The organism is Vibrio sp. (genome assembly GCF_047973365.1).
In the GTDB taxonomy this organism is placed as follows: Bacteria; Pseudomonadota; Gammaproteobacteria; order Enterobacterales; family Vibrionaceae; genus Vibrio.
The window spans coordinates 103,412-117,252 of the sequence record NZ_JBKEBW010000004.1 but is presented as its reverse complement, the minus strand read 5'-3'; the positions used below and the strand labels follow the sequence as shown (position 1 = coordinate 117,252).

Genomic DNA, 13,841 nt, shown 5'->3' with positions numbered 1-13,841 from the left:
TATCCAAACATCATTTTTAAGCTAAAGATGCTTGATAACCATTGAATTAGGTTTTATCAAATCGAATACATAGACATGCAGAATATTTAATTAGACCGAATGATTACAATAAACAAACTTATCGTTACGTTAAAAACTGTAATAGTGCCGTATGTCTCTGCATTCATGGTACAAAAGCATTACACTTCCGTGACTATTTACAGTTACATAGATCTGCCCCATTAAACAACGGTAGACAACGTTATGATTGAAATTGCCTTAATTGATGACCATACCATAGTACGATCTGGTTTTGCTCAACTTCTTAATTTGGAAGATGACATTACTGTCACCAGCGAGTTTGACAATGCTAAGCAAGCGTTTCGTCAATTGAGTGAATCATCTGTCGATGTTGCGGTGATTGATATTTCAATGCCCGACGAAAACGGTCTGAGTTTACTCGAACGATTACGCCAACATAATCCTGAATTCAAAGCAATTATCCTCAGCATTTATGATTCCGCATCTTTTGTACAAAAAGCCATAGATGCTGGCGCTCAGGGCTATCTATCTAAACGCTGTGGTCCTACTGAACTTGCAACCGCCATTCGCACCGTTGCTGCAGGCAAACGCTATTTATGTGCTGATGCCTTAGTTAACCTCAGTAACATCAGCACTAATAACGTGTTAGCTGCTCTAACCAAGCGTGAACTAGAAGTGTTTGATCTACTTATACAAGGTAAGGAAGTAAAAGACGTTGCCCAATCACTGTTTCTGAGCCATAAAACCGTTCATGTGCATCGGGCCAATATTCTTAATAAACTCAGCTTGACCAATAATGTCGACCTTATCCGTTTTGCTTTACAGCACCATTTATTAGCGGAAAGCTAATGATGTTAAGAACCCCTTTTCATCTTACTTTTCTTTTTATTCTCTATACCGTTAGTCAGTTTAGTCTGTGGAATATCAGTCAGTATTTGAGTGAAACTCCCTTACAGGCTTATTTGTTATTTCCAACAGGTCTTAGACTGGCGGCATATCTCTTTATTAAACCAGTCCACTCATGGGTATTTCTTGTTAGTGATATGTTACTGGCAGTAGCTATCACGGAAATATTACCGACCACGCAAACTATCTACTTATTAATGTTAATGCCTTTTGTTGCTTGGTTTGTAGCTTTATGCGGACGCTATCGTTGGCAAACGTTATCTCTGTATTGGCAAAAATTGTTGTTAATTGTTGCTATGGTAATTACTCACAGTGTTTTTATTGGTCTAATGTTTGCTTTAATAGCCAAACCTTTGCAAATTAGCAGTACAACTACAATTGCTATGACTATATCGTCGCTCACTGGTGGAATAGTGTTAACGCCATTTTTCTATTTACTTGCTGATTATTTACAGCATCAAGTATGGCTTCCACTTCGACCTCAGCTTATTCATCACAATGTTAAACTCCAACCTAAGATGTTGTTGTGGAGTCTCTTCTTCTTCGGATCTGGCTTATTAGCTGAACTGACATTACTTGAGCATATGAAGCCATTTGCACTACTAATCATAATGCTACCAACTATCTTTCTCGCTTATCGCTATGGCTGGCAAGGTGGGGTATTAGCCACAAGTTTGAACTGCATACTTTTGGCAACAGCGAGACAGTTCAACGGTTCATTTAATACCGATCAAGAGCTGATGATATTTATGTCTAGCCAAGCATTAATCGGTTTAGGGCTTGGTATAGCCATTAGTCGCCAACACCAACTGGCACAGTTGCTACAAAAAACCAATTCCCGTTTAGAAAAAGAATTATCAGAAAAACAACTACTTGCTAGGCAATTAGTTTCCGTAGAAGAGAGTATCCGTAAATCTATTGCCCGTGAGTTGCACGATGAAATTGGTCAAAATATTACCGCAATTCAAATCCAATCTATGTTGGTTGGGCGTTTAAGTGAAAATGAACAAGCAATAAACTCGGCAAACAACATACAATCGTTGGCGATGCGCATTCATCACTCAACGAGACAATTACTTACACAACTTCGGCCACATATTCTTGATGAACTTGGTTTAGAACACGCAATTCGCCAGTTGGTGCAAGAGATGAAATTCAAAGAGCAAGGTATTGATGTTCGCTTAAACATGGGGCTTCACACTCACAAATTAGATGACACCATCATCGTCACACTCTTTCGCATTACCCAAGAACTGCTAAATAACATCGCTAAACATGCTCAAGCGAGAAATGTGCATATCAGCTTGTTTCCCGGAAGCGATATCGTACTGGATGTGAAAGATGATGGGTTAGGCTTACCCAATAACTGGCAAATTCTTGGTCAAGGTTTGAAAGGGCTTAACGAAAGAGCCTCTGCGCTAGGAGGAAAAGTCACCGTAACCTCACCACCTAAATCTGGCACCCATATAATTGTTAACTTACCCGCAAAAGCACCACAAATGAGTAAAAACTAGGAAATTTTCCTAGATGAATAAAAATCCTTCCCATGTTTTTCCTTCGCTTATTAACTAGGATGATATTGAACAAGGACGGCTGAACATGCAACCAACAGCACAATCGATAGAAATCAATCAACGTTACCGTTACTGGCGCATTCATTTAATGGTTTCTATGTATGTTGGCTATGGCGTTTTTTATCTGACTCGTAAGAGTTTCAATTTTGCTCAACCCGGAATGATCGCCGACTTAAATATGGATTATTCCGATTTAGGGATAATAGGTACGCTTTTCTATTTAACTTATGGCATATCCAAGTTTGCCTCTGGTCTGATTATTGACCACAGTCAATCTCGCTACATGATGGGATTAGGCTTGATTGCCACAGGGATTATCAACATTGTTTTCGGTTTTAGTTCATCCCTAATCACATTCACCCTACTTTGGACAGTAAATGCCTTTTTTCAAGGATGGGGATGGCCAGCTTGTGCCAAGATACTCACCAGTTGGTATTCGCGTAGTGAAAGAGGATTTTGGTGGTCATTATGGAACACATGCCACAACTTAAGTAGTGCTTTGCTTCCCGTTACCATTGGCTTTATCTGTTTAACTTTAGGTTGGCGTTACGGGTTTATTATAGCAGGCAGTATTGCGGTATTGATTGGGGTTGGGCTTTGCTATCGAATCCAAGGTTCTCCCTACCAATTAGGTTTGCCGTCTATTGGTCAATGGCGAGCCGATGATTTAGAACGAGATCACGAACGAGAAGGACAACATTTGTCCTTTAAGGCCGCCGTATCACGCTATGTGCTAACCAATCGCTACATATGGCTGTTATGTGGCTCATATCTACTGGTCTATGTGGTACGAATTGGTATCAATGATTGGGGTGCACTGTATTTAGTTGAGCGCCGCTCATACAACATATTAAGTGCTAATACTGCGGTATCAATGTTTGAAGTAGGTGGTTTTTTTGGCTCACTGTTTGGCGGTTGGGGTTCCGACATCTATTTTCGTGGCAACAGAGCCCCGATGATCTTAATTTTTGCTTTAGGGATAACAGCTTCCGTAGCTGCATTATGGCTAACCCCCATTAGTCAAATTTGGTTTATTGCTGGCTGCTTTTTTTGTATTGGCTTTTTTGTTTTTGGCCCACAAATGATGATAGGTATGGCTGCAGCAGAGTGTTCCAGAAAAGATTTGGCAGGTACTGCGACCGGATTTATTGGGCTGTTTAGCTATCTTGGTGCAGCACTGGCAAGTTACCCGATGTCGCTAGCGCTCACGGCTTGGGGATGGGATGGATATTTTCGACTGATTACTGCGGCAGCAATTCTAGTCAGCTTGCAACTGTTGCCCTTTATAAAAGCTCAGCAATCTTCAATGAACGATGAGCAACAAACACACTAATAACTGAACTACCAACAACGTGACGAAGCTCCGCTAAAAGACCTAGAGAAGCCATCGGGAATTTGCAGGAGTACAAATAAAAGGAATCACCTATGAAAATTAATGCCAAACGTACACTACTCGCTCTTAGTATTATCGGCTCAGTAATGGCCGCTCCAGTAACACAAGCCGCAGGACGCCTAGTCGTTTACTGTAGTGCGACGAATGCGATGTGTGAATCTGAAACAAAAGCGTTTTCAGAGAAATATGATGTCAAAACTTCTTTCGTTCGTAACGGCTCAGGAAGTACTTTGGCAAAAATAGATGCTGAAAAGAATAACCCACGTGCTGATGTTTGGTACGGCGGTACACTTGATCCACAATCTCAAGCAGGTGAAATGGATTTGCTGCAACCTTATAAGTCACCGCAGTTAGCAAACATCATCGAGCAATTCCAAGATCCAGCTAAACGTAAGGGGAACTATTCTTCTGCTGTTTATATGGGCATTCTTGGCTTTGGTGTTAATACAGAACGTCTAGCACAAAAAGGAATTCCTGTACCTCGTTGCTGGAAAGATCTAACTAAACCTGAGTATCAAGGCGAGATTCAAATTGCAGACCCTCAAAGTTCGGGTACGGCATATACAGCTCTTGCTACGTTTATCCAATTATGGGACGAACCAACCGCTTTTGACTACTTTAAACAGTTAGATAAAAACGTTTCTCAATACACTAAGTCTGGCGTAACTCCATCACGTAACGCAGCTCGTGGTGAAATCGCCATCGGCATTGGTTTTTTGCACGATTACTCTCTTGAAAAATCAAAAGGTGCACCACTTGAGCTGATTTCACCATGTGAAGGCACAGGTTATGAAATTGGCGGCGCAAGTATCATTAAAGGTGCTCGCAACCTAGACAACGCGAAATTGTTTATGGACTGGGTGCTATCTAAAGAAGGTCAAGAATTGGCGTGGAAAGAAGGTGAATCATTCCAAATTCTAACCAACTCTAAAGCAGAGCAATCACCAAATGCCCTAAATCCAAACGAGTTGACTCTGATCAACTACGACATGGAAACCTATGGATCATCTGACGAACGTAAACGCTTAATCACTAAGTGGGTTAACGATGTCAAAATGAGCAAATAGTAACAAGGCTTAATCTCTCCGCTACCAACTCAGTCGCGGTTTTACATTCCGAATACTCTCCTTGCTAGCGTACTTGCTTCGCAGGCAGGGAGAGCTCGACTTTAAATTAAGGTCTTACCATGAACGAGCAACTTCAAGCTCTAAACCTGACCTCAAGCCATGAGCGTCATATTGATGCGGTGTTTTACTGGCTCGGGGCAATGGTATTCAGCTTTATTCTTCTGCCTTCTTTTGCATTGGATTATGGTGTTTTTGAATCAACATCCGATGAATTCTATGCTGCGATGGGATGGAGCGAACCAAATATTTCTTGGTTATGGTTTAGCATGCCACTTTTACTGGTATTTCGTCCATTATCACCATTAGGTCGCCAACATAAAACACGCCACTATTTTGATATTAGTTACTCTGCTGTTTGTATGTTGGTCGTTCTTTTAAGCTCATGGTTAAGTAATCAAGGACTCGGCTACTCGACAATCGTACTTTTCACTTCCCTTGGCGCAGTGATGACACTAGCCTTTGCCCGATTAGAGTATTTGGGTGGTGACCATTTTGTTATAGGTTCCTTGATCTCGATTATCCTGTTAATTGCTATCTTTATTATTTTTCCAAGTGTGGCAATTTTCTTACCCATGTTTAAAGATGACGCAGGTAGCTGGGTCGCATGGCAGTTTTTAGACATCCTTTCGCAATCACATACTGTTGCTGTTATTCGTAACTCATTAGTTCTGGGTTGTGCTGTGGGTATTGGTGCTACTTTCTTTGGTTTGATTTTTGCGATTTATACCACTCGTATTGCTAAACGTTCTGCGTTTATCGCTCGTATATTCTCGATTTTACCGATTGTTACTCCTCCTTTTATTGTAGGCCTTGGTGTCACCCTAATGTTAGGTCGCTCCGGCTATATTACTGAATTAATGGTGGAATACTTTGGGCTACAGAAAACCAACTGGTTATACGGCTTTACTGGTATCTGGCTTGCTCAAGTTTTAGCTTTTGCTCCTATGTCATTTATGATTTTGGATGGCGCGCTTAAATCGCTTCATCCTTCTTTAGAAGAGGCGTCTTACACACTCAAAGCAAACCGTTATCAAACCTTCTTCCGCATCATAATGCCGTTACTTAAACCGGCATTAGCTAACTCATTTTTAATCATTTTCGTTCAGTCGCTAGCAGACTTTAGTAACCCGCTAGTCCTTGGTGGTAGCTTTGACGTCTTAGCAACACAAATTTACTTTTATATCGCTGGTGCGCAGTTAGATTATGCTTCGGCCAGTACATTAGGTTCAGTATTACTACTGTTCTCATTGGCGATTTTCGTCGTTCAATATCTATGGATCGGTCAGCGCTCTTACGTCACCATTTCAGGCAAAGCTTATCGCGGTGATGTACAAGAGATGCCACCTTCGCTCAAACTTGGCGTGACTTTCACACTATATGGTTGGATGCTGTTTAACGTTCTACTGTACGGCAGCATATTCTTCGGTAGCTTTACCGTTAACTGGGGTGTTGATTACTCATTAACTCTACAAAACTACATCAATCTATTTGGTAATGGCATGTCCGATGGTGCTTGGCCCTCATTGATCACGACCATGATCTATGCTGGTGTTGCCGCTCCAATTACCGCTCTGTTTGGTTTGCTGATCGCCTATATCGTCGTTAGACAGCAATTCTATGGCAAGAAAGTAATCGAATTTTCAACCATGCTTTGTTTTGCCGTGCCGGGTACTGTTGCTGGTGTTTCTTACATCCTTGCGTTTAACAATGCTCCAATTTACTTAACTGGCACCGCGGCAATTGTGGTGATCTCAATGGTAATGCGTAACGTCCCTGTGGGCATTCGTTCTGGTATAGCCGGGCTTGGCCAGCTAGACAAATCTCTCGATGAAGCGTCGTTAAGCTTACGAGCTAGCTCATTGCAAACCATTCGACACGTCATCTTGCCATTACTACGTCCAGCTATTTTATCAACCTTGGTTTATAGCTTTGTGCGAGCAATGACCACGGTAAGCGCTATCATTTTCTTAGTTACGCCAGAAACCCGTGTTGCAACTTCATACATATTGAACCGTGTTGAAGACGGCGAATATGGTATCGCCATTGCTTATGGTTCCGTATTAATAGTGGTGATGTTAGCCATCATTCTGTTGTTTGATTTACTGGTGGGCGAAGCTCGAATCTCTCGCTCAAAAGCCACCAATCAAGATTCCTAGGAGACTTCACCATGGAAAAACAAAACTTTGTTGTACTAAAAAATATTTGTAAACGATTTGGCAACAATACCGTCATCGGCGACCTAGATCTGGAAATTAAAAAAGGTAGCTTAGTAACCTTACTTGGTCCATCTGGTTGTGGGAAAACCACGGTATTAAGACTGGTTGCAGGGCTAGAAAAGCCAACTAGTGGTCAAATTTTTATTGATGACGAAGATGTTACCGAACGGTCAATTCAACAACGGGATATTTGCATGGTTTTCCAATCTTACGCTCTGTTTCCGCACATGTCGCTGTATGAGAACGTCGCTTACGGATTGAAAATGCTCAAATTGCCTGAAGCTGAAATCAGTCAGCGCGTTGACGAAGCATTAAAGATTGTTGATCTTGAGGGTATGGGCGAACGCTTTGTTGACCAAATATCCGGCGGTCAACAACAACGTGTAGCTCTGGCTCGCGCTTTAGTACTCAAACCCAAAGTACTGTTGTTTGATGAGCCATTAAGTAACCTTGATGCTAACTTACGTCGTAGCATGCGCGAAACGATCCGTGAACTACAGCAAAGATTTGATATTACTTCGCTATACGTTACCCATGACCAGGCTGAAGCCTTCGCAGTATCAGATACCGTTATAGTGATGAAGGATGGCGATATCATGCAAATTGGTTCGCCACAGGAGTTATACAAAGCACCGAAATCAATGTTCATGGCGAACTTTATGGGCGAAGCCAACCTGTTCAATGGTCACTTCGATGGGCAGAATATCCATATTCACGGCTACTCCATTAAAGCAGATCCTATTGTTACTAAAAACAAAGAGGTAGGTGAATATCAAATAGGGGTTCGTCCTGAAGCTATTACTTTGGCTTCCAATGGTGAAGAGAATCAAGCTTGTGAAATATTGAAATCGGCATACATGGGCTCTATGTATGAAGTTACGGTTAAATGGCATGATCAAGAGTTGTTGCTGCAACTCAACTCCGCACAATTTAGCCAAGAGCTAAGTAGGCACGCCTTCCTTATTTTTAACCCTCACGGACTATTCTTACTACCAACACACGAGTAAAACTAAATTCTACAGACAAATCCCTAAGCTATGAAAATAGCTTAGGGATTGGAACAAGATGAAACCATCATCGACAGAGGTATTAGCCTGCTGATTTAAATTGATAGTGGAATTAAATTGATAGCGAAATAAGCTCTACGCCCAAAACCGTACTGATGCTCATAACAACCAGTAGCGATACTTTGAATACCGCTTTTGACCATTCAACATAGTTTTCCTCAGTAACCTTTTTAAAGGTCACTTGTGTCCACATGAAACATACACCTGCAGCGACAACCAAGTATTCATAACCACCATTTCCAAGCAGGAACAAAGCTAACGCCACAAGGTTGAACGCAACCACGTACGCGATCATGTGTTTACGAGCCTTTTCGATGCCAGATACTACAGGCAACACAGGGATGCCCGCGTTTTTGTAGTCTTGCATGCGAAACATGGCAATCGCATAAGAGTGTGGCATCTGCCATAAACAGAACAAGGCAAACAGCAACACGGCTTCCAAGCTGATGTAGTTGGTTACAGCAAGGTAACCAACCAATGGCGGCACAGCACCAGATACGCTGCCGACCAGAGTTCCATACACTGAGTTGCGTTTGTACCACATGGTGTAAAAGAATACGTAGAACACGTAACCCAATAACACCACCACTGCCGATAACGGATTCGCCATGCTATAGAGCAAGGCGGTTCCCGCTAGCAGTAGTACGATGGCAAACACGAACGCATGATCGATATTGATGTCACCCTGGGCCAGCAAACGGCCACGAGTTCTATCCATTTTCAAATCAATATCGCGATCGAAAATATTGTTTACCACGCAGCCAGACGCAATCACCATCGCCACACCCGCTAAGGTAAACAACAGTAACAGTCCATCCGCAGCTTCTGATTTCGCTGCGAGGAAATACCCCGCAGCCACAGAGATCAAATTGCCGATAATAATGCCCGGCTTAGTGATTGATAGGTAACCTCTGATCATTTCAACCTACATCATCATGTTGATGTTAAGGTTCCACATGATCCAGATTGAACCCGCAATCAAGATCAGCACCACAATAGCCGTGAACATCAAGGAAACAAAGTTCCACTGGCCTTCATCCGTCTTAATTTCCATGTGTAGGAAGTAGATGAAGTGCACAATCACTTGAATCACAGCACAACCGAATAGGATTGCATATGTGATGTCTTTTGGCAGACTTTGAGTCGCCACAAAGTAGAACGGAATAATGGTCAGGATGAGTGACGCAATAAAACCTTTTACATAGTCGCTCTTCGCGCTATCTAAATGTTGGTTGCTCATTACATAACCCCCACTAGGTAAACGATGGTGAATACACAGATCCAAACGATGTCCAAGAAGTGCCAGAACAAGCTCAAGCAGTTAAAGCGTGTTTCCATCATTTCGTTCAAGCCTTTAGTTGATAGCTGCCAGTAACAGACTGCCAACCAGATCAAACCAAAGCTCACGTGTAGACCGTGTGTACCAACTAGCGTGAAGAACGCAGATAGGAACGCGCTGCGTTGAGGACTTGCGCCTTCAGCGATCAAGTGATGGAACTCATACAATTCCATCGCAATAAAGCCAGCACCGAGAACGAAAGTAATCGCTAACCAACGTTTAAGAGCGGCAATGTCTTTGCGCTTCATCGCAATCATGCCGAAACCGAAAGTAATACTACTAAATAGCAGCATCATGGTTTCTACAAATACGAATGGCAGTTCAAACAGCTCTTTTGCGTCTGGTCCACCTGCGGTCGCGTTTGCTAGTACTGCGTAAGTTGCGAATAAGCTCGCGAACAGCACGCAGTCGCTCATCAGGTAAATCCAGAAACCAAACAGTTTCAGACTACCGCTATCGTGGTGATCATGTGCATCATGAGTGTTAGCGTGCATAGTCCACCTCCATACCGTTGTCTTTGTTTGTTTCTGCTTGCTCTTTCGCAGCGAGAACACGCTTACGGTGAGCTTCTTCAATTGCTCGGATCTCTTCTGGTTGTACGTAGTAGTCGATGTCTTCATTAAAGCTGTGCTTAATCGCCGTCACTACCACGCCGATGAAACCAACAGCGGCCAGCCACCAGATGTACCAAATCATCGCGAAACCGAAAATCAATGCGAATGCTGAAATGTACATACCTGTTGGTGTGTTCTTCGGCATATGGATCGGTTGATAGTCCACTTCTTTGTTGATGTCGTGCTCACCACGTTCTTTCTGGTACCAGAATGCATCTAGCTCATCGCCTTTTGGAATCACAGCGAAGTTATAGAACGGAGGTGGAGAAGATGTCGCCCACTCAAGCGTACGACCATCCCAAGGGTCACCAGTCACATCTAGGTTAAGATGACGGTCGCGGATACTGACGTAGAACTGGATAAACTGACACAGTACGCCAACAGCAATAATTGCTGTTCCGAAAGCAGCCACAGCAAGCAGCGGGAAGAATTCCGGATCGAGGTTTTGGCTGATACGACGAGTCATTCCCATAAAGCCCAATGCGTATAGTGGTAGGAATGCTAGGATGAAACCTGTGATCCAACACCAGTAAGCACGTTTGCCCCAAGTTTCATTTAAAGTGAAACCTGTCGCTTTCGGGAACCAGTAAGTAATTGCAGCGAAACAGCCGAAAACGACACCACCAATGATTACATTATGGAAGTGCGCAATAAGGAATACTGAGTTGTGCAGCACGAAGTCTGCGCCCGGTACCGCCATAAGCACACCTGTCATGCCACCAATCGAGAATGAGATTAGGAAGCCGATCGTCCACATCATAGGAGTCGTGAAACGAATACGGCCTTTGTACATGGTGAATAACCAGTTGAAAATCTTAACTCCAGTTGGAATTGAGATGATCATGGTTGCGATACCAAAGAAGGCGTTGACGTTCGCGCCACCACCCATAGTGAAGAAGTGGTGTAGCCATACAACGAATGCAAGGATGGTAATGACGATCGTTGCCCATACTAGTGACGTATAACCGAACAATTTCTTACGAGAAAAAGTCGCAGTCACTTCTGAGAATACACCAAATACAGGTAACACTAGGATGTAAACCTCAGGGTGACCCCATGCCCAAATCAGGTTGACATACATCATCATGTTGCCGCCCATGTCATTGGTAAAGAAGTGCATTCCTAGGTAACGATCCAGCGTTAGCAGTGCAATGGTAACCGTTAAAATTGGGAACGAAATAATGATTAGGATATTCGAACATAGTGATGCCCATGTGAAGACTGGCATTTTCATCAATGGCATGCTTGGTGTACGCATACGCAGAATGGTCGCGAAGAAGTTCACGCCTGATAACGTCGTACCAACACCCGAGATTTGCAGTGCCCATATCCAATAATCCACCCCTACTCCCGGACTGGCATCAATACCAGACAGCGGCGGATAAGCTAGCCAGCCAGTGCGACCAAACTCACCGACCGCAAGAGAGAGGTTGGTCAATATCACACCCACAATAAACAACCAGAAGCTTAGGTTGTTCAAAAATGGATACGCAACGTCACGAGCACCAATTTGCAATGGAACAATGATGTTCATCAAACCAATGATGAGCGGCATTGCCACAAAGAAAATCATGATCACGCCATGCGCAGTAAAGATTTGGTCATAGTGGTGCTGAGGCAGATAACCTGCTTCACCCGCTGATGATAGTAGCTGTTGGCTACGCATCATCACCGCATCAGCGAAACCACGAAGTAACATGATCATCGCTACGGCAATGTACATAAAGCCAAGCTTTTTATGGTCTACCGATGTAAACCACTCATTCCAAAGGTATTGCCATTTGCCCATGCGAGTGATGGTCGCAACAACAGCAAGGCCAACGAGCGCGATCACCGCCATAGTGATCATGATAATTGGCTCATGATATGGAATGGAGTCTAATGTAAGTCTTCCAAACATCTCTGTTACCCTTTATGTTCTGCCATGTCCATGTGACTGTGTTGAGCCTCTTCTTCACCCATATTGAGTGAACCCATGTGTTGCATAACAACCGACTCAAATAAGTCTTGTGGGATATGAGAGTAGTAAGTCACCGGAACGTTTTCACTTGGCTCTGCAAGCGCTTGGTAATCACTGAAAGCGTGTAGCATGGATGGTTGTTTCTTCACTTCACCAACCCACTCATCGAAGCTTTGCTCGTCAGGTAGCGCATTCGCGACAAATTTCATGTGTGAGAAACCTTCGCCGCTATAGCTCGACGATATGCCCTTATACTCTCCCTCATGGTTTGCAATTAGGTGTAGACGAGTCACCATGCCGGGCATAGCGTAAATTTGACTACCTAAGCGAGGAATAAAGAAAGAGTTCATGATGTTGTCAGAGGTAATTTTGAACGTAACAGGAACATCTTTAGGAAAAGCAACGTAGTTAACCGTAGCGATTTTTTGTTCCGGATAGATGAACAACCATTTCCAATCCAATGAAACGACTTCAATTGTGATTGGTTCGATGTCACTTTTCAGAGGTACAGACGGTTCTAGTTCGTGAGTTGAACGCCAAGTAATCACGGCCAAAATCGCAATGATGATGATTGGAATTGTCCAAACCACCAATTCGATCTTAGTTGAGTGAGACCACTCAGGAGCGTATTCAACTTCGGTATTGCTAGCACGGTACTTATAGGCGAAGTAAATTGTCATTAAAATCACAGGGATAACAACAATCAACATCAAGAGAAGAGAGGTAATGATCAACTCTTTCTCACGCACTCCTACTAGGCCCTTGGGATCCAGCAAAGCAGACTGACATCCAGACAGGAGCAAAATTGCACAAAACAATCCCGCTCGCGACAAGATGCTTTTATATCTTGAGGCTTCCATTGACTTTCTCGATTATGTTTACGGAGTTCCATAACAAAAGTTGGCACTTTAAGAATCCGTATGAATTTATATGCGTTTTTCTTTTGTTGAGCTTGTAACAAATGAAACTGCTGTTATTTTACTTATGACACGTCATTGATAAGCCATTCATGCCCATCAATAACCACATTAACGTAAAGATTACATTTAGAAACTTTTAGTTACATCCGACGCATTATGCTTACATTGGTCGCACTTTCAAAGTGCAATAAAATGGAATCTAACATTTCACAAATAAAAATAACCTTTAAAATTAGCCATTTAAAAATGGTGGTTAATAGGGTTAACTCATTGTAATCACAAAACAAACTATTTATTGATTTAAATCAATAAATCTTTTTAATTGACCGAAAAATGGGAGATTATTTTTTCGAATTTTTTAACTGAGCTTTCTGAAAAATTTACTAACGTCGTGATCCAGCCATATTGGCAGTGAAACCGGCTTATCCTGTGATATTGGAAGGATAAGCAACATAACACACATCCATTATTAACAAGATTGAAACCAAAAATACATTTTAAATCAATGAGTTTAATGAATAATCCTGCAACTTAAGTTTCATATCACCTCTCTATTCCTAAACTAATGATGTAGGAATATACTGACAAAATGTTACCGGTTTCTTTTCACTCGATAATGGCTCCGGAAACAAGAACTATCATCAGTTTGGTTAAAACTACCTATATTCATAAAGGTTTACTATTCGAACAATAATGAGTGTGCA

11 protein-coding genes are annotated in these 13,841 nt (G+C 42.4%); 6 read left to right on the top strand and 5 right to left on the bottom strand.

The window, feature by feature from the left end; genetic code table 11:
* Positions 1-243: 243 nt before the first annotated feature.
* The 6 genes from ACK5MF_RS00840 (at position 244) to fbpC (ending at position 8,244) form a co-directional block, all read left to right on the top strand.
* On the top strand, positions 244-870 hold the full coding sequence (locus ACK5MF_RS00840) for a response regulator (RefSeq protein WP_416918447.1): 627 nt from the start codon (positions 244-246) through the stop codon (positions 868-870).
* Between the two features lie 2 nt (positions 871-872).
* On the top strand, positions 873-2,441 hold the full coding sequence (uhpB, locus tag ACK5MF_RS00835) for a signal transduction histidine-protein kinase/phosphatase UhpB (protein WP_416918513.1): 1,569 nt from the start codon (positions 873-875) through the stop codon (positions 2,439-2,441).
* 85 nt (positions 2,442-2,526) lie between these two features.
* Positions 2,527-3,834, top strand: a complete 1,308-nt coding sequence (gene uhpC / locus ACK5MF_RS00830) for an MFS transporter family glucose-6-phosphate receptor UhpC (protein ID WP_416918445.1) — start codon at positions 2,527-2,529, stop codon at positions 3,832-3,834.
* A gap of 92 nt (positions 3,835-3,926) precedes the next feature.
* On the top strand, positions 3,927-4,961 hold the full coding sequence (locus tag ACK5MF_RS00825) for an ABC transporter substrate-binding protein (protein WP_416918443.1): 1,035 nt from the start codon (positions 3,927-3,929) through the stop codon (positions 4,959-4,961).
* A gap of 119 nt (positions 4,962-5,080) precedes the next feature.
* Entirely contained in the window at positions 5,081-7,177 is a 2,097-nt protein-coding gene (locus tag ACK5MF_RS00820; RefSeq protein ID WP_416918441.1) for an ABC transporter permease, read from the top strand.
* An 11-nt stretch (positions 7,178-7,188) separates the two neighbouring features.
* Positions 7,189-8,244 (top strand): ferric ABC transporter ATP-binding protein, encoded by a 1,056-nt coding sequence (fbpC, locus tag ACK5MF_RS00815; RefSeq protein ID WP_416918439.1) that lies wholly within the window; start codon positions 7,189-7,191, stop codon positions 8,242-8,244.
* A 112-nt stretch (positions 8,245-8,356) separates the two neighbouring features.
* Here the strand turns inward: fbpC and cyoE are convergent, their stop codons facing one another.
* The 5 genes from cyoE to cyoA are packed head-to-tail and all read right to left on the bottom strand — an operon-like array spanning position 8,357 to position 13,077.
* Positions 8,357-9,223, bottom strand: a complete 867-nt coding sequence (gene cyoE, locus ACK5MF_RS00810) for a heme o synthase (RefSeq protein ID WP_416918437.1) — start codon at positions 9,221-9,223, stop codon at positions 8,357-8,359.
* Between the two features lie 6 nt (positions 9,224-9,229).
* Positions 9,230-9,544 (bottom strand): cytochrome o ubiquinol oxidase subunit IV, encoded by a 315-nt coding sequence (gene cyoD / locus ACK5MF_RS00805; RefSeq protein WP_416918435.1) that lies wholly within the window; start codon positions 9,542-9,544, stop codon positions 9,230-9,232.
* Positions 9,544-10,218: a cytochrome o ubiquinol oxidase subunit III gene (gene cyoC, locus ACK5MF_RS00800; protein WP_416918433.1), complete on the bottom strand. Its 675-nt coding sequence runs from the start codon at positions 10,216-10,218 to the stop codon at positions 9,544-9,546. The genes cyoD and cyoC overlap by 1 nt, the downstream gene beginning before the upstream one ends.
* Positions 10,127-12,157, bottom strand: a complete 2,031-nt coding sequence (gene cyoB, locus ACK5MF_RS00795; RefSeq protein ID WP_416918431.1) for a cytochrome o ubiquinol oxidase subunit I — start codon at positions 12,155-12,157, stop codon at positions 10,127-10,129. The genes cyoC and cyoB overlap by 92 nt, the downstream gene beginning before the upstream one ends.
* 5 nt (positions 12,158-12,162) lie before the next feature.
* Complete coding sequence (cyoA, locus tag ACK5MF_RS00790) at positions 12,163-13,077, bottom strand: ubiquinol oxidase subunit II (protein ID WP_416918429.1); 915 nt, start codon at positions 13,075-13,077, stop codon at positions 12,163-12,165.
* Positions 13,078-13,841: the final 764 nt, after the last annotated feature.